Origin of the sequence: Micromonospora coerulea (assembly GCF_016598485.1) — a bacterium.
Lineage (GTDB): Bacteria > Actinomycetota > Actinomycetes > Mycobacteriales > Micromonosporaceae > Micromonospora > Micromonospora coerulea.
In genome coordinates, this window is sequence record NZ_JAEMUW010000008.1 from 46,698 (window position 1) to 67,405 (window position 20,708).

The following is a 20,708-nucleotide window of genomic DNA, read 5'->3' on the forward strand; positions in this document are numbered from 1 at the left end:
GCCCCGGCCCGGGCCGAACCGCTGTTATCGAGAATCTGGTGTGTGAGAGATGTTGCGAGTCATCGTCCGCCGGCTGCTGCAGCTGGCGGTGACCCTGATAGCCCTGTCGGCGCTCATCTTCGTCTGGTTGCGGAACCTGCCCGGCGGCCCGATCGAGGCGCTGCTCGGCGAGCGCGCCACCCCTGAGCGCCGCGCCCTGCTGGTCAAGGCGCTCGGCTACGACCAGCCGATCCTGGTGCAGTACGCCAAGTTCATGCAGCGGGTCCTGACCGGCGACTTCGGCAACTCGATCCGGACCGGCGACCCCGTCGCCGAGGTGATCGGTCGCGCCTTCCCGGCCACCATCGAGCTGGCCCTGGTCGCCATGATCATCGCGATCGGGCTCGGCGTGCCGCTCGGCTACCTCGCCGCCCGGCACCACGGCCGGCTGCTGGACAACCTGAGCATCGCCGGCACGCTGCTCGGCATCTCGATCCCCATCTTCTTCCTGGGCTACCTGCTCAAGGACGTCTTCACCCAGAACATCCACTGGTTCCCGCCCTCCGGGCGGCTCAGCACCGGCGTGGACAACACCGAGGTGACCGGCTTCTTCGTCCTCGACGGCCTGCTCACCCGTGAGTTCGACGCCACCGCCGACGCGCTGTGGCATCTCATCCTGCCGGCGCTCACCCTGGCCACCATCCCGCTGGCGGTGATCGTCCGGATCACCCGGGCCAGCGTGCTGGACGTGCTCAACGAGGACTACGTGCGGACCGCCGAGGCCAAGGGCCTGCGGCACCGCGTCATCCGGGGCCGGCACATCCTGCGCAACGCCCTGCTGCCGGTGGTCACCATCATCGGCCTGCAGACCGGCGCGCTGCTCTCCGGCGCGGTGCTCACCGAGAAGGTCTACAACTGGGGCGGTCTGGGCACGCTGATCACCGACTCGATCAGCGGCGGTCGCGACTACCCGGTGCTCCAGGCGCTGATCCTGCTGGCCGCGCTGGTCTTCGTGGTGGTCAACCTCCTGGTCGACCTCTCCTACGCCTTCATCGACCCGAGGGTGCGTGTGCGATGAGTGACCCGATCACCCGGCCCGGCGTGGCCGCCCCCCGCGACGGCGCGGACCAGCCCGGCACCGACGAGCGCCGTCCGGGCATGAGCGAGCGCGGCATCGGACTGCTCGGCGAGCGCAAGAAGGCGCGACTGGAGGAACTGGCCCGCGCGAGCGCCGACAAGGGCGGCGTGAGCCTCGTCCGAGACGCGATCCGTCGGCTGCGACGCAACCCCGTTGCCATCGTCGGCGCGTCGATCGTCGCGCTCTTCGTCCTGATGGCGATCTTCGCGCCGCTGCTCGCGCCACACGACCCGGCGCAGCGCTTCGACGAGCTCACGAAGAACCTGACCGTCGACAACATTCCCGGTGCCAGCAGCGAGTTCCCGCTCGGATCCGACCCACTCGGGCGGGACTTCTTCTCCCGCATGATCTACGGGGCCCGGCAGACCCTCTTCGTCGGCGTGGTCGCCACCCTGATCGGGCTGAGCCTCGGCGTGCTCATCGGGGCGATCTCCGGCGCCTTCGGCGGCTGGGTCGACAACATCATGATGCGCTTCACCGACGTGATGCTGGCCCTGCCCGCCCTGCTGCTAGCGATCAGCCTGGTGGCCATGGCCAGCCGGTCCAGCCAGTGGACGGTCATCTTCGCGGTGGCCATCGTCAACGTGCCGATCTTCGCCCGGCTGCTGCGTGGTTCGATGCTGGCCCAGCGGGAGAGCGACCACGTGCTGGCCGCCCGGGCGCTGGGCGTGAAGCAACGCAACATCGTGCTCCGGCACATGCTGCCCAACGCGATGACCGCGGTGATCGTGCAGGCCACGTTGACCCTGTCCACCGCCATCCTGGAGGCCGCCTCGCTCTCTTTCCTCGGGCTCGGCGACCCGGACATCAACCGCGCCGAGTGGGGTCTGATGCTCGGTGTGGACGGTCAGCGCTATTTCGAGGTCCGTCCCGAACTTGCCTACTACCCGGCGCTCGCGATCATCGTGGTGGCGCTCGGCTTCACCCTGCTCGGTGAGGCGATGCGCGAGGCGATCGACCCGAAGAACCGACGGTGACGGCGATGCGACGGACCAGCACGGCCGGCGGACGCCGGCGGGGAGCGCGCGGAGTGAGCTTGCGGGGCCCGCAGTCGCGAGCGAAGGACCAGCATGATGAGGAAGTGAACCAATGAGCCTGCTCGACGTACGCGATCTGAGTGTGGTGTTCCAGCGCCGCGGTGAGCGGCCGTTCACCGCGGTCGACAAGGTGAGCTTCAGCGTGGAGCCGGGGCAGACCGTCGGCCTGGTCGGCGAGTCCGGCTGCGGTAAGAGCGTGACCAGCCTGGCGATCATGGGTCTGCTGCCACAGCGGGGCAACAAGGTCACCGGTGAGGTGCTCTTCGAGGGCGCCAACCTGCTCGAGCTGCGTCCGGACGACATGCGGGACCGGCGCGGCCGGGACATCGGCATGATCTTCCAGGACCCGCTCTCCTCGCTGAACCCGGTGATCCCGATCGGAGTGCAGGTCGCCGAGGTGCTCGAACGGCACCAGGGGATGGACCGGAGGAAGGCCCTGCGGGAGGCCCGGCAGCTGCTTGACGCGGTCGGCATCCCGGACCCGGAACGCCGGCTCAAGGAGTACCCGCACCAGATCTCCGGCGGGATGCGACAGCGCGCGCTGATCGCCATCGCACTGGCCTGCAAGCCACGGCTGCTGATCGCCGACGAGCCGACCACCGCGTTGGACGTGACCATCCAGGCACAGATCCTCACCCTGCTCAAGCAACTCGTCGACGAGACCGGCACCGCGCTCATCATGATCACGCACGACCTCGGTGTGGTGGCCGGCCTCTGCGACACCGTCAACGTGCTCTACGGCGGCAAGGTGGTGGAGCGGGCGGCCCGGCACGAGCTGTTCGCCCGGCCCAGGCATCCGTACACGCACGGTCTGTTGAACTCCGTGCCGAGGCTGGACTCGGTGCGCGGTGAGCGGCTGCACGCCATCCGGGGCTCGGTGGCCGACAACATCCCGTGGACCGAGGGGTGCGCCTTCGCGCCCCGCTGCAACTACGTGGTGGACGCCTGTCTGGAGGGCGCACCCCCGCTGGAGCCGACCGCGACAGGCGGCGACCTGCGATGCAACAACCCCGTTCCGGTGGAGGTGACGGTGCCGTGACTGAACGTACGGAACCATTGGTCGAACTGCGCGACGTCAAGGTCCACTTCCCGATCAAGAGCGGTCTGCTCGTCGACCGCACTGTGGGGTACGTCTACGCGGTCGACGGCGTCTCGTTGTCGATCAACGCGGGTGAGACCTACGGGCTGGTCGGCGAGTCCGGTTGCGGCAAGTCCACGCTGGGACGCGGCCTGCTGCGGCTGGTCGAGCCGACCGACGGGGAGATCGTCTTCGACGGCATCGACGTCCGCTCGCTCAAGGGCGAGTCGCTGCGCCGGGCCCGTCGCCGGATGCAGATGATCTTCCAGGATCCGCTGTCCAGCCTGGACCCCCGGCAGTCGGTGGAGTCCCTGCTAATCGAAGGGCTCAAGGCGCACGGCCTGGCCGACGACAAGGCGGCCACCGGCAAGCGGCTCCGGGAGACCCTGGAGGCGGTCGGCCTGCCCGCCTCGGCGCTGCGCAAGTACCCGCACGAGTTCTCCGGCGGCCAGCGGCAGCGGATCGGCATCGCCCGTGCGCTGGTGCTCAACCCGGAGCTCATCGTGGCCGACGAGCCCGTCTCGGCGCTCGACGTGTCGATCCAGGCGCAGGTGCTCAACCTGCTGGAGGACCTGCAGAACGAGCGCGGGCTGACGTACCTGATCATCGCGCACGACCTGGCGGTGGTCCGGCACATCGCCGACACGGTCGGCGTGATGTACCTGGGTGGCCTGGTGGAGGAGGCGTCCAGCGACGACCTCTACCGGGAGCCGATGCACCCGTACACGAGAGCGTTGATGTCGGCGGTCCCGGTGCCGGACCCGCTGGTGGAGGACCGCCGTGAGCGGATCCTGCTCGCCGGCGACCTCCCCTCGCCGACCAACCCACCGGCCGGATGTCGCTTCCACACGCGGTGCCCATGGGCCCAGCCGACCCGCTGCGCCGACGAGCGGCCGGCGCTGCGCGACGTGCTCGGCGGGCACCGGGTGGCCTGCCACTACGCCGAAGAGATCGCGGCCGGCCGGATCCGCCCGCACGAGGTGGAGCCGGAACTGGTCCGCCCGGACGACGGTGGGGCGCCGGGTGACACCGGTGAGCTGATCCCGACCCCGTGACGACGGCACGAGGCCCCTTCCCCGCATCGGGGAAGGGGCCTCGTCGGTCCCGGGTCAGCCCTTTGGGCGGTTGAGCAGGGCGACCGCGATGCCGTGCACCGCGTCCAGCCCGGACGGGTCGGCCAGCGCCACCTTCGCGCCGGTCACCGCGTACCACTCGTCGGCGTCTTTGTACTGCACCCGCAGGGTGACCTGGCCGTCGGCGTACTCGGTACGCAGGGTCAGCTCGCCCGTCACCACGCCCGCCTCGTCGGTCATCACCCCGCCCGGCCCGGCCGTGATGTCCGCGGTCCGCTGCTGCGCCCCGCCGCCGGCCGTGGCGCCCCCGGCCGGGCTGGCCGGCGCGGCGGGCGCGGCCGGGTTGGCGTCGGCGGACATGCCCGCCCCGGACACGTCCGCGGGTGCCGCCGGGGCGCCGTCCACGGTCATCCCGGCCGTGGTCGGTCCGGTGCCACCGCCGGTGGCCGCCGCGGCGTCCTTGCGCCCGGCGTCCGGCATCTGCTCCGGGGCGGGCGTCGCCCCGGCTCCGGTCACGGCTTGCTCGCCCATGTGCAGCCCTCCAACATGTCGGTGAGAGCGGCCTTCTCGGCACTGGTCACCGTCAGCCGCCAGTAGTGCTTGACCGTCACCCAGTCGGCGGCGTACTGGCACCAGTACGAGCGGTTCGCCGGCTTCCACTGGGCGGGGTCCTGGTCACCCTTTGCCCGGTTGGAGGTCAGGGAAACCGCGATGAGCTGCGGGCGGGTCAGGTCGTTGGCGAAGTCGCCGCGCTTGGAGTCGTCCCACTCGTCCGCGCCGGAACGCCAGGCGTTGGCCAGCGGCACCACGTGGTCGATGTCCACGTCGGCGGGGTCGGTGAAGACCCGGCCGTCGTAGACGCTCTCCCAGCGGCCGCCCACCACGTTGCAGCCCGACAACTTGATGTGTTCGCCGTCGCGCTGCAGCACGCTGTCCCGGACGTCGCAGTTCTTCCCGGTGTCCCGCCAGTGGGGGAACCGGGAGCGGCTGTAGCCCTTCATCGACCCGGCGCTCGCGACGGTCAGCTCGGCCAGTTGCTCGCTGACGTTGCCGGCGCTGCTCGGCGGGGTGTCCGGCTCAACGGTCAGCTCGCAGCCGGCCGCGCCGAGGGCGATCGCCGCGGCGAGCGCGGCGGCCACCGCGACGCGAGCTCCTGATCTGGTACGCACAGACGACACCTCTCCAGCTTGCGGGCTCCCGGCGATCCCGCACAGTACCCCCGGGCCGGTTTCCGAGATTTGTGGCGTCCGCAGTGGCATCACCGGCAGATTGGTGGCCATGACCGCACCCGCACCCGCGCTCCGGACCGGCACCGCGGCCGGGCGGGGCACCCTGCTCGCCGCCATTCTCGCCTCGGGCATGGTGTTCCTGGACAGCACGGTGGTCAACGTGGCGCTGCCCCGCCTCGGGGCCGAACTCGGCGCGACCGTCGCGGGTCTGCAGTGGACGGTCAACGGCTACCTGCTGATGCTGGCCGCGTTCGTGCTGCTCGGCGGGGCGCTCGGCGACCGGTTCGGCCGTCGCCGGATCTTCCTGCTTGGGGTGGTGTGGTTCGCCGTGGCCTCCGTCCTGTGCGGCCTGGCCCAGGGCACCGGCGCGCTGATCGCGGCCCGGTTCCTGCAGGGCGCCGGCGGTGCGCTGCTCACCCCCGGTTCCCTCTCCGTGCTCCAGGCCAGCTTCCATCCCGACGACCGGGGGAAGGCGATCGGCACCTGGTCCGGCCTCTCCGGCGTCTCCACCGCCCTCGGCCCGCTCCTGGGCGGCTGGCTGATCGACGCGTTCTCCTGGCGGTGGATCTTCTTCATCAATCTGCCGCTGGCGGTGGCGGTGCTGGTCGCCGCGATGCGCTGGGTGCCGGAGAGCCGGGACGAGAGCGTGTCCCGGACCGGGGCGGGGCAGCGCCGATTCGACCTGGCCGGGACGCTGCTCGGCGCCCTCGGCCTCGGCGGTCTCACCTACGCCCTGATCGACGCCCCGGCCCGCGGTGCCGGCGCCCTGCCGGTGCTGGCGTCGGCGCTGGCCGGAGTCGTCGCCGCGGTGGTCTTCGTGCTGGTGGAACGGCGCCGCGGGGACACCGCGATGCTGCCCACCGCACTCTTCGCCAGCCGGCTCTTCTCGGTGCTCAACGTCTTCACGGTGCTGGTGTACGCGGCGCTCGGCGGTTTCAGCTTCTTCCTCGCCGTCTACCTGCAGAACGTGGTCGGCTGGTCCGCGCTGCTCACCGGCCTGGCCACCATGCCGCTGACGCTCCTGCTCCTGGTGGGCTCGGCCCGGGCGGGCGCGCTGTCGGCCCGGATCGGCCCGCGGCTGCCGCTCACCGTCGGCCCGGTGGTCGCCGCCGCCGGCCTGCTGCTGCTGAGGCGGGTCGGGGCGGGCGCGTCGTACTGGACCGACGTGCTGCCCGGGGTGGTCCTCTTCGGAGCGGGCTTGACCCTGGTCGTCGCGCCGCTGACCGCATCGGTGCTGGCCGCGGTCGCCGACCGGTTCGCCGGGGTGGCGAGCGGCTTCAACAACGCGGCCTCCCGGGTCGGGAGCCTGCTGGCCGTCGCCGCGCTGCCGTTGCTGGTCGGCCTCTCCGGCAGGGGATACGAGCAACAGGCCACGCTGACCGACGCCTTCCGCGGCGCGATGCTGTGGTGCGTGGGGCTGCTGCTGGCCGGCGCCGCGATGGCCGTGCTGCTGATCCACCCGCCGGCCCGGGAGGCGCCCCGTGCCCAGCCCGGCCCGCCGCTGCCCGCCTCGGTCCCGCCCGCCGAGCGCCGCCCTCGCGGGGCCTGACGGGCGGGCGTCGGCTCGGTAGGGTGTGGCGGCGGCCACCGGGCGTAGCCGGGCGGCCCGACGACCGACCGGGTGGACCGTTGACCCAGATCGAGATCAATCCGGGCCAGTTGACCAACGCCGCCCGCGGCCTGGAGGAGTTCGTCGCGCCGGACCTGACGGAGGCGGCGCGGCGGATCGCCGACTCGTACCGGTTGGACCCGCCCGGTCTGGGTGCCCTGTTGTCGTTCGCCGAGGGCTATTACAACTCCGTCGCCGACTACCAGCTGCGCAACCTGGAGACCGCGGCGGAAGTCGTCCGGGCGGTCGCCGGAGGGCTGCGCCAGACCGTGGCCAACTACCACGCCGCCGAGCAGGCGAATGTCGAGCTGCTGCTGGCGCCCGCCGCCGCCGATCCGGACGGCTACCTCGGCGGTCTCAGTGACGCCGGCTTCCCCCGCCTCTTCACCGACCCGCTCGGCGGGATCGACGGGCTGGGCGACGGCGCCGCCGAGGCGCTGACGGTCGCCAGCCAGACCATGTTCGTCGGCCTCGGGGTCGCCACCGCGGCGATGGCCCCGGACTACCTGCCCGCCCCGATCACCGCGGCGGCCATGGTCGCGAACGGATTCTCCGTCATCGAGGCGGCGCGGGAGCTGGGTGCGGTGGCGGCCACCCTGGAGGGGTCGGTCATCAAGAAGTTCGACGAATACGCCACCGGTGCGACCGCCGGCTGGGTGGACGCCAGCGTGGTCGAGTACCGCGACATCGTTGCGACGGCACATCGGACCTGCGGCAGGTCAAGATCGCCTGGCATTCCGCCTGACCGAGGAAGGGGCAGCAGCGTCGATGAACGGTTTCGAGGCCCAGATCCAGCAGGCCATGCGGCAGGTGCGGCAGCGGCTGGACGCGTTCGAGCAGCACCGCACCCTGCTCGCCGAGGCGGAGGGCGAGGGGACCGGCGCGGACGGCCTCGTCACCGCCCGGGTCGGTGCCGGTGGCCAGGTACGCGACCTGGAAATCAACCCGCGCGCGATGCGGCTGAACAGCCACACCCTGCGGGAGGAGATCCTCGCCGCCATCCGCGCCGCGACCGCGAACTGGACCGAGGCGGTCCAGGAGGCGACCGCCCGCCCGCCGGTCGACCCGAGCAGCTGCTGCGGGACTTCGGCGTCGGCCCCGAACTGAAGGCGACCATGGCGCAGTTCTCCCAGCGGGCCGCCGACATCGAGCAGAACCCGTCCGCCCTCCGCCGGGATCTGGCCGGATGATCGGGCTGACCCCCGACCCGGGTGCCGTCGGCGAGACGCTGGTGGTTCGCGCGCCGCGCCGGCCCGGCCACGCGATCTTCGGCTGGCTGGTGCCGGCCGGGCTCGGCATGGCGGCGCTGCTGGCGGTGCTGGTGGTGGTGCTGCTCTGGTCCCGGTCGCCGATCGCCGCGATCGGGGGCGCCGCCTGCACCTTCCTGTTCGTGACGTTCTTCGTCCTGCTGCCCGGGGCACCGCTGGAGCAGCGCCGACGCACCGGCCGCGACGACAGCGTCGGGCTGCCGATGGCCGAGCTGTCGGCCGACGGCATCCGGGCCCGGTACCGGGTGCCGGGCCTCGCCGAGCGGCGCACCGGCACGCCGGCCAATCCGGCGTACGACGCGGCAGTGGGCTGGGCCGACGTCACCGGGTGGCGGTACGGGCGGGACCCGTACGGCCAGTCGGTGATCGTGGTCGAGGTGACCGACCCGGCGGCGGTGGCGCTGCGTCCCGCGGACCCGCTGCTCCGGTCCTACCTGGACCGGCTCGTGCGGGACGTGGGGTCGCCGGTGGTGGTCCGGGCACCGATCGGCGGGCCCGAGCAGGAGCGGGCCGTGGTGAACCGGTTGACCCGGCAGGGTGTGCCCCGCAGCGACGCCTGACCGGCCGGACCTGCGGGCGGCGTCCGGCGGGTGCCGGACGCCGCCCGAGGGCTCAGCTCCGGGCGCGGTTGACCGCGCTGGTGACCGCCTTCACCGAGGCGGTCACGATGTTGGCGTCCGTTCCGACGCCCCAGACGGTGCGGCCGTCCACCTCGCACTCCAGGTACGCGGCGGCCTGGGCGTCCCCGCCGGAGGAGAGCGCGTGCTCGTGGTAGTCGAGCACCCGGACCGCCACGCCGAGGGACTGCAACGCGTTGACGTACGCGTCGATCGGGCCGTTGCCGACCGCGGCGAGCGAGCGGTGGCCGCCACCGAAAGCGACCTCGGCCTCGATCTCGACCTTGCCGTCGGCGGTGCCGATGGCGTAGCCGGTCAGGCTGACCACCGGGTCGACCTGGTGGTCGACCAGATAGTTGCGGGCGAAGATCTCCCACATGGTGCCCGGGTCGACCTCGCCACCGTCGTGGTCGGTGAGCTGCTGGACCACGCCGGAGAACTCGATCTGGAGGCGGCGCGGCAGGTCGAGCTGGTGCTCGGTCTTCATGATGTACGCGACGCCGCCCTTGCCGGACTGCGAGTTGACCCGGATGACCGCCTCGTAGGTGCGGCCCAGGTCCTTCGGGTCGATCGGCAGGTACGGCACCGCCCAGGTGAACTCGTCGACCGGCACCCCGGCCACCGCCGCGTCCGTCGTCAGGGCCTCGAGGCCCTTCTTGATCGCGTCCTGGTGGGAACCGGAGAAGGCGGTGTAGACCAGGTCGCCCGCGTACGGGTGGCGCTCGTGCACCGGCAGTTGGTTGCAGTACTCGACGGCCCGCTTCACCTCGTCGATGTTCGAGAAGTCGATCATCGGGTCGATGGCCTGCGAGAACAGGTTCAGGCCCAGGGTCACCAGGTCGACGTTGCCGGTCCGCTCGCCGTTGCCGAACAGGCAGCCCTCGATCCGGTCCGCGCCGGCCAGCAGGCCCAGCTCGGCGGCGGCCACCCCGGTGCCCCGGTCGTTGTGCGGGTGCAGGCTCAGCACCAGGCTGTCCCGCCGGGGCAGGTGCCGGTGCATCCACTCGATCGAGTCGGCGTACACGTTCGGCATGGCCATCTCGACCGTGGCCGGCAGGTTGATGATCAGCTTCCGGTCCGGGGTCGGGTCGATCACCTCGATGACCTTGGCGCAGACCTCCAGCGCGTACTCCAGCTCGGTGCCGGTGTAGGACTCGGGGGAGTACTCGTAGTGGATGTCGGTGTCCGGGGTGTGGATCTCCGCGTACTTCTGGCAGAGCCGGGCGCCGGCGGTGGCGATGTCGGTGATGCCGTCCCGGTCCAGGCCGAAGACCACCCGCCGCTGCAGCGTGGAGGTGGAGTTGTAGAAGTGCACGATGGCCCGGCGGGCGCCGCGCAGCGACTCGAAGGTCCGCTCGATCAGGTGCTCCCGGCACTGGGTGAGCACCTGGATGGTGACGTCCTCCGGGATCAGGTCCTGCTCGATCAGCTGCCGGACGAAGTCGAAGTCGGTCTGGCTGGCCGAGGGGAAGCCGACCTCGATCTCCTTGTAGCCCATCTGCACCAGCAGCTGGAACATCCGGCGCTTGCGCTCCGGCGACATCGGGTCGATCAGCGCCTGGTTGCCGTCGCGGAGGTCGACCGCGCACCAGCGCGGGGCGGTCTCGACCCGGCGGGCCGGCCAGGCGCGGTCCGGCAGGTCGATCCGGAACTGCTGGTGGTACGGCAGGTAGCGGCGGAACGGCATCCGGCTGGGGCGCTGCCGGGCGATCGGATCAGTCTCGGCGTCAGTGGCGGGTTGGGCCATGGCGGAGTGCTCCCTGGGAACATGTGGCGTCAGCAATCGGAAGGTGTCGGCGGGTGCTGCCGGGCCACGGTGCCCGGGCGGTGCCGAGGTGAAGTTCGGATGTGCTGGACGGCGCGGTGCGACTCCGCGACGAGGTGCCGGCCGTCAGGCCTCGTCGCGGCAGCCAAGAAGAAGGTACGCGCGCCACATGACAGGGTGACCCTACGTGATCACGGCGGCCCGTGGTAGGTCGGTCCGACAGGTGAGACGCGAATCCCAGTACCTCGTGCCCCCCGCGACCGTTTCCGGGCCGCGAGGCTCTGCCCGTCCCGAAATGGATCATCTGGGAGGTACGGCGTGCCGGTCCACCCCACGACCGTCCGGCTGCGGGCGGGGGCGACCCGCTGAGATGGGCCTGGAACTGCCGGACTGGTTGACCGAGCCGCTCAGCTGGGTCGGGCTGACCTGGCCGGAGGCCGACGAGGAGCTGCTCTTCGCCGCCGGCCAGCAGTGGCTCGCGTTCGCCGGCACGATGCGGACGGTGGCGCAGGGCGCCGAGGGTGCCGCGGACGCTGTCGGGACGTACAACTTCGGTGAGACGGTCGACGCGTTCCGCCGCTGGTGGGAACGGGACGACGGGCCGCGCCGCCGGCTCCTGGAAGACATCACCGCCGCCGAGATCATCGGCTGTGCGCTGATCATCTTCGCGGCGGTGACGCTGGCGTTGAAGATCGCCTTCATGGTCCAGCTGATCATGCTGGCGATCCCGGTGGCGGAGGCGCTGGCCGCGGCGGCGGCCACCTTCGGCGCGGCGGCCGCCGCCGTCCCGGGCCTGGTCGCGGCCGCCCGGGTCGCCTGCCGGCAGCTGATCAAACAGGCGGTGCACAAGGTCGAGGGGTAGCTGAAGCGGCTCTTCGCCCAGGCCAAGCAGCTGCTCAAGCGGGTGGAGGGCAAGCTCGCCCGGAAGGGGGCGAAGCCGGGCACCAAGGCCGCGCAGGACGTGATGGCCCGGACCCGGCACTACGGCAACGCCTCACCGGCAGACTTCGCCAAGGAGTTCCCCGAGCTGTCGCACGGGGTGAACCCGAACTTCGGCAAGGACCCCGCCTTCGGCATCAACTGCCAGAGCTGCGTCAGCGGAGGAGGAGGGTGGCGAGCGGGCGGCGGTGACGGAGTCCGGTCTCCCGGCGGCGCAGCTCCTCGGGCAGGGCGGACGGGTCGCCGAGTCGCCCGACGGCGGCCACCACCAGCGGCCGGACCTCCGGTGGCAGGTCCAGCTCGACGGCGAGACCGGCCCGGTCGAAGCGGGTGAGCTGGCGCACGTGCAGACCGAGCGCGGTGGCCTGCACGGTCAGGTGGGCGATCGCCTGGCCCAGGTCGTACGCGGCCGGCTCGGGGTCACCGCCGGTGTGCGCGCCGACGACGAGGGCGGACGCGTGCCGGGCCCAGCGCTGGTCGTCGGCCGGCAGGCTGACCAGGATCCGCTTCCAGCTCTCGTCCTGACGGTGCCCGAGCGCGAACCGCCACGGCTGCGCGTTCCCGGCCGACGGGGCCCAGCGGGCGGCCTCCAGCAGCGAGGACGCCTCGTCGGCGGCCAGCTCGGCGTTCGGATCGAAGGACCGGGGGCTCCAGCGGAAGGCGAGCAGCGGGGTGAGGTCGGCCATGAGGAAAGAGTCCCCTATGGGTGATTCGCCCCCTGGCGTGGGTGCCGGAGATGTGGCGAAAAGCACCCGTAACGTCACGCAGGGTCAGGACGTTCCCGCGCTCGGGCCGTCCGACGGCGCGGGCGCGGCCCGGCCGACCGGGTCGCCGTCCACCACCGGGCCGGCGAGCTGCACGGTGCCCGGCGCCGGTGCGGGCTCGCCGGCGAGCGTGAGGGTGCCGAAGTCGGCCCGGACCGCGGTCGGGGTGCCGTCCGGCCGGTAGCAGTAGATGCCGACGTCCAGCGGTGCGTTGAGCGAGGCGGAGGTCGACTCGACCGAGTAGCACCGGCCGGTGGTGCCGGCCGGGGTCGTGGCCGGGGAGACGGCCAGCGGGGCCCGCCGATCGGTGAGCACCTCCAGCCAGTCGGTGAACGGGTGCTGCACCCGGGGATCGAGCCGCCGCGGGACGGCGTCGTCGGGGTCGCCGAGGCGTACGCAGCTGGCCGGCTCCGGTCGTCCCGGCGACGGCAGGGCGCACTGGAAGAGCCCGTCCGTGGTCGCGGCGAGCGAGACGTCCACCGTGCCGCCCAGTCCCCAGGCCGGCACGTCGACCCGCCAGGTGCCGTCGTTCGCGCTGGTCACCACCACCGTCCGCGCCGGGACGTCCGGCGTGCCGAAGGCGTACCGCGCGGTTAGGTGCCGGTCCTGGGCGGCCGCCGCCAGCGCGGCCAGCTCGTCGCGCGCGGCGTCCACCCCGGCCGGCACCGGGTCGGCGGTGGCGAGCGGGGCCGGCGCCGGCGGGTCGGTGGCGCAGGCGGCCAGCAGCGCCGGCAGGGTGAGCGCCAGGACGCCGGTCAGTCGCCGGGTCGCGCGGAGATGAGCGTGCACCGGGACATTCTGCGGGGTGGGGACAGGTCCCGGGAGCCGGCCGTACGGCTTCCGTCCCGGCGTGTCGCGCCGGCCGCCGCCGCCGGCGGGTCGGGCCTGGTGGACCGCCCGACGCCGGGCCGGATGGTGGGATCACCCGACCCGGCCGCGGGCGCCGCCGGATACCCTGATGAGGTCTGACACGCGCCGCCGGACCGGATCCCGGCGGCGTCGGCACGCTCAGGGTCGCTGGGAGGGAGTGCACCGTCGTGGCACTCGTGGTGCAGAAGTACGGCGGGTCCTCCGTCGCCAATGCCGAGCGGATCAAGCGGGTGGCCGAGCGCATCGTGGCCGCCCGCAAGGCCGGCGACGACGTCGTGGTGGTGGTCTCCGCGATGGGGGACACCACCGACGAGCTGCTCGACCTGGCCAACCAGGTCAGCCCGCTGCCGCCCGGCCGCGAGCTCGACATGCTGCTCACCGCCGGGGAGCGGATCTCCATGGCGCTGCTCGCCATGGCCATCCACAACCTGGGGTACGAGGCCCGCTCGTTCACCGGCTCGCAGGCCGGCGTGATCACCACCTCGGTGCACGGCAGGGCCCGGATCATCGACGTCACCCCGGGCCGGCTCAAGGGCGCGCTCGACGAGGGCGCGGTGGTCATCGTGGCCGGCTTCCAGGGCGTCTCGCAGGACACCAAGGACGTCACCACGCTGGGCCGGGGTGGGTCGGACACCACCGCCGTGGCGCTCGCCGCCGCGCTCGACGCGGACGTCTGCGAGATCTACACCGACGTGGACGGCATCTTCAGCGCCGACCCGCGGATCGTGCCGAACGCCCGGCACATCAAGCACATCACCTACGAGGAGATGCTGGAGCTGGCCGCCTGCGGCGCCAAGGTGCTGCACCTGCGCAGCGTGGAGTACGCCCGGCGCGCGGGGTTGCCGATCCACGTCCGTTCGTCATACTCGACCAACACCGGCACGCTGGTCACCGGATCGATGGAGGACCTTCCTGTGGAACAGGCACTGATTACCGGGGTCGCCCACGACCGCAGCGAAGCGAAGATCACCATTGTCGGGGTGCCCGACGAGCCGGGCGCCGCGGCGAAGATCTTCGACACCGTCGCGGGTGCCGAGATCAACATCGACATGATCGTGCAGAACGTCTCCACCGAGGGCACCGGCCGCACGGACATCTCCTTCACCCTGCCCAAGACCGACGGCCCGACCGCGATGGCCGCGCTCAGCAAGATCCAGGAGTCGGTCAAGTTCAAGGGCCTGCTCTACGACGACCACGTCGGCAAGGTCTCGCTGATCGGCGCCGGGATGCGCTCGCACCCGGGCGTCGCGGCCGGCTTCTTCGCCGCCCTCGGCGCGGCCGGGGTGAACATCGAGATGATCTCCACCTCCGAGATCCGGGTCTCCGTGGTCTGCCGGGACACCGACCTCGACAAGGCGGTCCGGGCCATCCACGACCAGTTCGAGCTGGGCGGCGACGCCGAGGCCGTGGTCTACGCCGGCACCGGGCGGTAACCCGATGACCTCGCTGCCCACCCTCGCCGTGGTCGGGGCGACCGGTGCCGTCGGCACGGTCATGTGCCAGCTGCTCTCCTCCCGGCGCAACGTCTGGGGAGAGATCCGGCTGCTCGCCTCCGAGCGCTCGGTGGGCCGGCAGGTGCCCTGCCGTGGCGAGCAGCTGACCGTCCAGGCCCTCACGCCCGAGGCGTTCGACGGCGTCGACGTGGCCATGTTCGACGTGCCCGACGAGGTCTCGGCCGAGTGGGCGCCGGTCGCGGTCAGCCGGGGTGCGGTGGCGGTGGACAACTCCGGCGCCTTCCGGATGGACCGGGACGTGCCGCTGGTCGTTCCGGAGATCAACCCCGAGCAGGTACGCAACCGGCCCAAGGGGATCATCGCCAACGCCAACTGCACCACCCTGACGATGATCGTGGCGATCGCGCCGCTGCACCGCGAGTACGGCCTGCGCGAGCTGGTGCTCGCCTCGTACCAGGCGGTTTCCGGGGCGGGGCAGGCCGGCGTGGACACGCTGCACGCCCAGCTCGGCAAGATCGCCGGGGACCGGGTGCTCGGCTCCCGGCCGGGCGACGTCCGGCAGGCGGTCGGCGACGAGCTGGGGCCGTTCCCCGCCCCGCTGGCGCTGAACGTGGTGCCGTGGGCCGGCTCGCTCGCCGACGGCGGCTGGTCGTCCGAGGAGATGAAGATGCGCAACGAGTCGCGCAAGATCCTCGGGCTGCCCGACCTGAAGGTCTCCGCCACCTGCGTCCGGGTGCCGGTGGTGACCGGCCACTCGGTAGCGGTGCACGCGGTCTTCGCCACCGAGGTGAACGCCGAGGGCGCCCGCGAGGCGTTGCGCAACGCCCCGGGCGTGATCCTGGTCGACGACCCCGCCGCAGGCGAGTTCCCGATGCCGATCGACGCGGTGGGCACCGACCCCTCCTGGGTCGGCCGCATCCGCCGCGCCGTCGACGACCCGAGAGCCCTCGACCTCTTCGTCACCGGCGACAACCTCCGCAAGGGCGCCGCCCTCAACACCGCCCAGATCGCCGAACTCCTCGCCAAGGAACTCACCCGCCCCTAACCCCCTCCTCCCCCTCCCCCTCCCCCTCCCCTCCCTCTCCCCTCCCCGCGATCTTGCAGTTTGTGCCCGGGCGAATGGCGCGAAAGGCGCAAGACGCGGGCCTAAAGTGCATGATCGCCGGGGAGCGGGGAGCGGGGAGCGGGGAGCGGGGAGCGGGGAGCGGGGAGCGGGGAGCGGGGAGCGGGGAGCGGGGAGTGGGTTAGGCGGCGGCTAGGCGGACGCCGTCGCGGCCGTGGCGCTTGACGGCGTAGAGGGCCTGGTCGGCGCGGCGCAGGGTCAGCTCGGGAGACTCGCCGGGGTGGGGCAGGGCGATGCCGACGCTGATCGTCCGGCCGGTACGGCGTGCCGCCTCGGTGAGCCGCTCGGCGATCCGGACCGCCTCCTCGGGGCGGTTCACCTCGATCACCGCGACGAACTCGTCGCCGCCGATCCGGTACAGCTCGTCGCCGTGCCGCAGCGCCCCCTCCAGCGCCCGGGCCAGCCCGACCAGGAGCCGGTCGCCGGCCTGGTGGCCGTACGTGTCGTTGACGTTCTTGAAGCCGTCCACGTCGATCGCCAGCAGGGCGGTACGCCCCGGCGTGGCGGCCGCGATCCGCTGCCCGAACGGCCCGGTGTGCCGCAGCCCGGTGAGCGGGTCGGAACTGGCCTGCTCGCGCAGCCGGGCGAGGGTACGCAGCCGGTCCAGGCAGGTCCACGCCTGGCCGGCCAGCAGCTCCATCAGGTTCACCGTGGTCGGGTCGGGCCGCAGCAGCCGCTCGTCGGCGACCAGCAGCACGCCGCCGCCGTCGGGCGGCCCGACGGGCACCGCCACCAGGGTGCGCGCCCCGGCCCGGGCGAGGGGCAGGTAGTCGTCCGTCGGCGGGTGTCCCGCCTCGCCCAGGGTGTACGCCGAGCCGTCCCGGTGGGCCCGGGCGAGCAGCCGGCCGAGCGAGCCGGAGCCGGCCTCGGTCAGCTCGGCCCGGATCCGCGCCTCCAGCTCCCCCGGGGCGCTGGTGGGCGCGCCGAGGCGGGGCCCCCGGCGGCCGGCGAGGATCAGCACGGCGGCGGAGAGGGTCGAGACGTCCCGGGCCGCGGTGATCGCGGCGGTCATCAGGTCCCAGTCGGTGGGTGCGGAGGTCATCGCGGCGGCGTGCCGGAGCAGCTTCTCGCTGCGGCTCTCCGCCGGCGGCCCGCCGAGCGCGGTGATCCGGGTGCCGAGCCGGGCGGCCAGCCGCTCCGCGGTCGCCCGCCATGGTCCCAGCTCGACCGGGTCACTCCACTGCAGGTCGAGCACGCCGATCGGCCGGCCCGCCGGGTCCAGCACCGGTACGCAGAGCTCGGCGGTCACGTCGGGGCGTACCGGCAGGTAGTCGGGGTCGGTGGTGATGTCGGTGACGGTGGCCGGCTCGCCGGAGGCGTACACCCGGCCCACGATGCCGGCTTTCGGCGGCACCGTGGAGAAGACCTGCCAGGCGCCGGTCGCCGCGACGCAGCGGAGCCGGTCGTGGACCTGGAGCAGGATCGAGATGGTGGCCGGGGCGTACCGGGCGAGCGTGGTGACCGTCCACTGGCACGCCTCCAGGGCGGTCGACGCCATCGGGAGGCGGACCGTGACGTCTCGGATTACTCGCTCGTGATCCACGTCGTTCCTGGTCGGAAGGGCCCGGATCGGCGCCGGGGGGCGAGATCAAGCGTACTCAGCGGGGGACCCGGCGGCCTTCGTACACATGTGCTATCCACAGGCTGTGGACACGGCCTGTGGGTTGCGGGCCGCGCGGCGGGGTCCGTCGGCGATACCGTGAGGGCCCCGGTCCCGAGGAGGCGTCGATGCTCATCGCCCAGCTCAGCGACCCGCACGTGACCACCGGCCCGCTCGCCGCCGAGCAGGCGGCGGGCCTGCACCGTGCGCTCGGCCGGGTGCTGGCCCTGCGGCCCCGCCCGGACTGCGTGGTGATCACCGGGGATCTGGTCAACCACGGCCGCACCGACGAGTACGTGGCGCTGCGCGAGATCATCGGCCGGTTCCCGCTGCCGGTGCACCTCGCCACCGGCAACCACGACGACCGGGAGTCACTGCTCGACACCTTCGGCGGCACGCCCTACCTGGGCGGCGGCTTCTCGGCGTACTACCACGTCGACCACCCCGAGGCGACCGTCGTGGTGCTGGACTCGCTCACCCCCGGCGGCAGCGGGGGACGGCTGGGCGAGGATCAACTCGCCTGGCTCGACGGCGTGCTGGCGGGCCGGCCGGAGGTGCCGGCGGTGGTGTGCCTGCACCACCCGCCGGTCGCGGTCGGTGTCCCGGCCGCGGACGCCATCCGGCTCGCCGACGGCGACGCGCTCGCCGAGGTGATCGGCCGGCATCCCCACGTCGTCCGCGTCGCCGCCGGTCACCTGCACCGCGCGATCACCACCGCCTTCGCCGGCACGGTGCTGACCACCGCGCCGAGCACCTGGGTGCAGGCGTCGCTGACCATGCGCGAGGACGAGGAGATCGGCCTGGTCGCCGAGCCCACCGCGTTCCTGCTGCACCGACTCGCCGACGGCGGCTGCGTGACCCACACCGTCCAGGTCAGCCACGCCGCCGGGCAGACCTGTTGGTTCTGAGGCGGTGGAGCAGGTCTGGTACGTCGCCCACGGGTCGAACCTGCCCGCCGTCCGACGTGCCGTGGACCGCGCCGTCGGCGGTCTACCTGGCGAGGCTGGCCCGCGGGCTGGGTGAGGCGCACGGCTGGACGCCGGCCTGATCGTCCGTTACCTCGCCGGGCGGCCCGGGGTGGTCCGCCGGTGGGAGCCGGTGGCGGGCCTGCGCGCCGAGTGACGAGACGGATATCCGCCGACTTGTCCGGCTGCAACCCGCGCCCGCCGCCGGTCCGTCATCGGTGCGAAGGGTCCCGGAGAGGAGCGGCATGCGGGCCGAGGACGAGACCGAGTACGTGGAGTACGTGACGGCACGGTTACCCGTGCTGCACCGCACCGCGTACCTGCTGTGCGGCGACGCCCACCGGGCCGACGACATCGTGCAGACCACACTCACCAAGCTGTACCGGCACTGGCGCCGGGCGGCCGGCGCGGACCACACCGACGCGTACGTCCGCCGGATGCTCGTGCGGACCTACCTGGACGAGCGGCGCGGGGGTTGGGCGCGGGTCCGGTTGCTGTCGGAGGCGCCGGACCGGCCCGCCGCCCGGACGCCGGGCATCGAGGAGCGGGAGGCGGTCACCGACCTGCTCGCCGGCCTGCCCCGCACCCAGCGGACCGTGCTGACACTGCGGTTCGCCTGCGACCTCACGGTGGAGGAGGTGGCGAGCCTGCTCAACTGCTCCACCGGCAACGTCAAGAGCCACACCTCGCGGGGTCTGGCGGCGCTGCGTCGCCGGCTCGACCTCGACGCCCGTACCGACACCCGAGCGGGGAGATGACATGTCCTGGGACGAAGAGCAGGCCGGTCAGGTCGTCCGCCGGGCGCTGACCCTGGCACCCGTGCCGCCGACCGGGGTGGACGTCGGCGCGGTGCTGCGGGCCGGGCGCCGGGCGGAGCGTCGCCGGCGACGGCTCACCGTCGCGCTGGCGGCGGTGGCGGTGCTTGCCGTCGGGGGCGGCTCGGCGGTGGTACTGGACTCGGTTCACCACGACCGCAGCTTGCCGGTCACCGGACGGTCGCCCGAGGTCCTGCCCCCGCCGACCGTCGTACCGGTCACGGTCACGCTGAGCAAGGACTCGGCGCCGTGCGTGTACGAGCAATTCCCGGTGCCCAAGGAGGTGTGGTTCCCGACGGTGCAGGCGGCGGACCCCACCGGCCGTTTCCTGGTCGGGACCGCCGGCGTGAGCAACAAGGCAACCGACCGGGACCGGGCTTACCTCGTGCTGTGGGACCAGGGAGATCCGTCCCTCTTCGAGCTGCCGAAGGCGGTGCGCGTCGAGCCGATCGCGGTGAACGCCAGCGGCTTGGTGGTGGGCGTCCGCTACCCCGGCAACGGCAAACCCGGCCTCCCCTGGGCGTACCAGGACGAGAAGCTGCGGAACCTGACGCTGCCGTCCGGGTACGACGGTGGCCAGTCCTCAGCCGTCAACGACCGGGGTGACATCCTCGGGGGTGCCTATGACAGCGCGCGTCGGGTCGGCGTGCCGGTCATCTGGCCGGCCGGAAACGGACCACCGCAGGTGCTCGGGAAACCCGCGAAGTACCGAATGTTCGGGTGGACCGCCGACGGCACGATCGTCGGCATGGAGCGGGACCCCCACGCCGGCGTCAAGGCGGAACAGAAGCTCCGCCTGTGGCGGCCCGACGGCAGCACCGCGGTGCGGACCGCCCCCGCCGACTGGGCACCGGGAAGTCCCAGGGGAGAGGTGGCGTTGCGGGGTGACTGGGTGGCCGGGATTGTGCCCGGCGCCACCGTGAAGCAGCGGGGCCGTCCCGCAACCACGGCCAAGTCCCCGCCGGCCGTGTGGAACGTCCGTACCGGGGAGCTCGTCGTCTACCAGGGCCTGGACACCCGCAACCACTACTCCGTGGTCACCGATCCGCAGGGACGGCTGCTGGTGGGCGTTCCTGGCGGGGGCTGGCGGATGGTGGAACGGGACGGAACGGCGCGACCGGTGCCACTGCCGCCCAACGCGCACCCTGAATACGGCCCGCAGCCGGTGTTGATCGACGACCTGGGGACGATTTACGGAGCGGTGCGGGAGGAGCCGGCCGGCCAGAACCGCCCTACCGTCTGGCGCTGTCCCTGAGGAGATCGGAGTGCTGAACCGGCCAGCCGGACCCTGAGCCCCGGCCGGCCGGGCCTCCGAAGCCGATCGCGAAAGAAGTGATGATCACTCCGGCTCGGAACGGCTCCGCCGGCTCCCCGTCCCTGGGAGC

The 20,708-nt window shown here is 72.6% G+C and carries 20 protein-coding genes; 13 read left to right on the forward strand and 7 right to left on the reverse strand.

Annotated elements, in window-relative coordinates; translation table 11 throughout:
- Nucleotides 1-49 precede the first annotated feature (49 nt).
- The 4 genes from I8N68_RS12810 to I8N68_RS12825 all read left to right on the forward strand — a co-directional run bounded on the left by I8N68_RS12810 (nt 50) and on the right by I8N68_RS12825 (nt 4,287).
- Complete coding sequence (locus tag I8N68_RS12810) at nt 50-1,057, forward strand: ABC transporter permease (protein WP_200210153.1); 1,008 nt, start codon at nt 50-52, stop codon at nt 1,055-1,057.
- An 80-nt stretch (nt 1,058-1,137) separates the two neighbouring features.
- A complete protein-coding gene (locus I8N68_RS12815) occupies nt 1,138-2,094 on the forward strand; it encodes an ABC transporter permease (protein WP_234039591.1) in 957 nt (318 codons plus the stop codon).
- 112 nt (nt 2,095-2,206) lie between these two features.
- Nucleotides 2,207-3,193: an ABC transporter ATP-binding protein gene (locus tag I8N68_RS12820; RefSeq protein WP_200210155.1), complete on the forward strand. Its 987-nt coding sequence runs from the start codon at nt 2,207-2,209 to the stop codon at nt 3,191-3,193.
- Nucleotides 3,154-4,287: an ABC transporter ATP-binding protein gene (locus tag I8N68_RS12825; protein ID WP_200210156.1), complete on the forward strand. Its 1,134-nt coding sequence runs from the start codon at nt 3,154-3,156 to the stop codon at nt 4,285-4,287. Before I8N68_RS12820 ends, I8N68_RS12825 begins: the two co-directional genes overlap by 40 nt.
- A gap of 54 nt (nt 4,288-4,341) precedes the next feature.
- On the opposite strand, the gene I8N68_RS12830 is transcribed toward I8N68_RS12825, so the two are convergent.
- The gene (locus I8N68_RS12830) at nt 4,342-4,836 is read right to left on the reverse strand and encodes a hypothetical protein (protein WP_200210157.1); all 495 of its coding nucleotides are present in this window, start codon (nt 4,834-4,836) and stop codon (nt 4,342-4,344) included.
- Nucleotides 4,818-5,474: an HNH endonuclease family protein gene (locus tag I8N68_RS12835; RefSeq protein ID WP_307812807.1), complete on the reverse strand. Its 657-nt coding sequence runs from the start codon at nt 5,472-5,474 to the stop codon at nt 4,818-4,820. Before I8N68_RS12835 ends, I8N68_RS12830 begins: the two co-directional genes overlap by 19 nt.
- Before the next feature lie 109 nt (nt 5,475-5,583).
- On the opposite strand from I8N68_RS12835, the gene I8N68_RS12840 reads away from it, so the two are divergent.
- Nucleotides 5,584-7,083 (forward strand): MFS transporter, encoded by a 1,500-nt coding sequence (locus tag I8N68_RS12840; protein ID WP_200210158.1) that lies wholly within the window; start codon nt 5,584-5,586, stop codon nt 7,081-7,083.
- Between the two features lie 562 nt (nt 7,084-7,645).
- On the opposite strand, the gene I8N68_RS34205 is transcribed toward I8N68_RS12840, so the two are convergent.
- On the reverse strand, nt 7,646-7,831 hold the full coding sequence (locus I8N68_RS34205; RefSeq protein ID WP_200210159.1) for a hypothetical protein: 186 nt from the start codon (nt 7,829-7,831) through the stop codon (nt 7,646-7,648).
- 113 nt (nt 7,832-7,944) lie between these two features.
- Between I8N68_RS34205 and I8N68_RS34210 the strand changes: the two genes are divergently transcribed.
- Both I8N68_RS34210 and I8N68_RS12855 read left to right on the forward strand, forming a co-directional pair.
- Nucleotides 7,945-8,250, forward strand: coding sequence for a YbaB/EbfC family nucleoid-associated protein (locus I8N68_RS34210; RefSeq protein WP_372433713.1), 306 nt, complete (start codon nt 7,945-7,947; stop codon nt 8,248-8,250).
- A 79-nt stretch (nt 8,251-8,329) separates the two neighbouring features.
- The gene (locus I8N68_RS12855) at nt 8,330-8,971 is read left to right on the forward strand and encodes a hypothetical protein (protein ID WP_200210161.1); all 642 of its coding nucleotides are present in this window, start codon (nt 8,330-8,332) and stop codon (nt 8,969-8,971) included.
- Nucleotides 8,972-9,023: 52 nt separating this feature from the next.
- Here the strand turns inward: I8N68_RS12855 and leuA are convergent, their stop codons facing one another.
- Nucleotides 9,024-10,775 carry a 2-isopropylmalate synthase gene (leuA, locus tag I8N68_RS12860; protein WP_200210162.1) on the reverse strand — a complete coding sequence of 584 codons (1,752 nt, stop codon included), beginning with the start codon at nt 10,773-10,775 and terminating at the stop codon, nt 9,024-9,026.
- A gap of 388 nt (nt 10,776-11,163) precedes the next feature.
- Here leuA and I8N68_RS12865 point away from each other — a divergent pair, with 388 nt between their 5' ends.
- Complete coding sequence (locus I8N68_RS12865) at nt 11,164-11,655, forward strand: WXG100-like domain-containing protein (RefSeq protein WP_200210163.1); 492 nt, start codon at nt 11,164-11,166, stop codon at nt 11,653-11,655.
- Nucleotides 11,656-11,887: 232 nt separating this feature from the next.
- Here the strand turns inward: I8N68_RS12865 and I8N68_RS12870 are convergent, their stop codons facing one another.
- Both I8N68_RS12870 and I8N68_RS12875 read right to left on the reverse strand, forming a co-directional pair.
- On the reverse strand, nt 11,888-12,418 hold the full coding sequence (locus tag I8N68_RS12870) for a nitroreductase family protein (RefSeq protein ID WP_200210164.1): 531 nt from the start codon (nt 12,416-12,418) through the stop codon (nt 11,888-11,890).
- A gap of 84 nt (nt 12,419-12,502) precedes the next feature.
- A complete protein-coding gene (locus tag I8N68_RS12875; RefSeq protein ID WP_307812809.1) occupies nt 12,503-13,285 on the reverse strand; it encodes a hypothetical protein in 783 nt (260 codons plus the stop codon).
- Nucleotides 13,286-13,533: 248 nt separating this feature from the next.
- Here I8N68_RS12875 and I8N68_RS12880 point away from each other — a divergent pair, with 248 nt between their 5' ends.
- Nucleotides 13,534-14,799, forward strand: coding sequence for an aspartate kinase (locus tag I8N68_RS12880; protein WP_200210165.1), 1,266 nt, complete (start codon nt 13,534-13,536; stop codon nt 14,797-14,799).
- Between the two features lie 4 nt (nt 14,800-14,803).
- Nucleotides 14,804-15,865 (forward strand): aspartate-semialdehyde dehydrogenase, encoded by a 1,062-nt coding sequence (locus tag I8N68_RS12885; protein ID WP_200210166.1) that lies wholly within the window; start codon nt 14,804-14,806, stop codon nt 15,863-15,865.
- A gap of 199 nt (nt 15,866-16,064) precedes the next feature.
- Here the strand turns inward: I8N68_RS12885 and I8N68_RS12890 are convergent, their stop codons facing one another.
- Nucleotides 16,065-17,441 (reverse strand): sensor domain-containing diguanylate cyclase, encoded by a 1,377-nt coding sequence (locus tag I8N68_RS12890; RefSeq protein WP_234039566.1) that lies wholly within the window; start codon nt 17,439-17,441, stop codon nt 16,065-16,067.
- Between the two features lie 230 nt (nt 17,442-17,671).
- Here I8N68_RS12890 and I8N68_RS12895 point away from each other — a divergent pair, with 230 nt between their 5' ends.
- The 3 genes from I8N68_RS12895 to I8N68_RS12905 all read left to right on the forward strand — a co-directional run bounded on the left by I8N68_RS12895 (nt 17,672) and on the right by I8N68_RS12905 (nt 20,578).
- Nucleotides 17,672-18,451, forward strand: a complete 780-nt coding sequence (locus I8N68_RS12895; protein WP_200210168.1) for a phosphodiesterase — start codon at nt 17,672-17,674, stop codon at nt 18,449-18,451.
- A gap of 302 nt (nt 18,452-18,753) precedes the next feature.
- Nucleotides 18,754-19,266: a SigE family RNA polymerase sigma factor gene (locus I8N68_RS12900; RefSeq protein ID WP_200210169.1), complete on the forward strand. Its 513-nt coding sequence runs from the start codon at nt 18,754-18,756 to the stop codon at nt 19,264-19,266.
- 1 nt (nt 19,267) lies between these two features.
- Nucleotides 19,268-20,578, forward strand: a complete 1,311-nt coding sequence (locus I8N68_RS12905) for a hypothetical protein (RefSeq protein WP_200210170.1) — start codon at nt 19,268-19,270, stop codon at nt 20,576-20,578.
- The last annotated feature ends 130 nt before the right edge of the window (nt 20,579-20,708 follow it).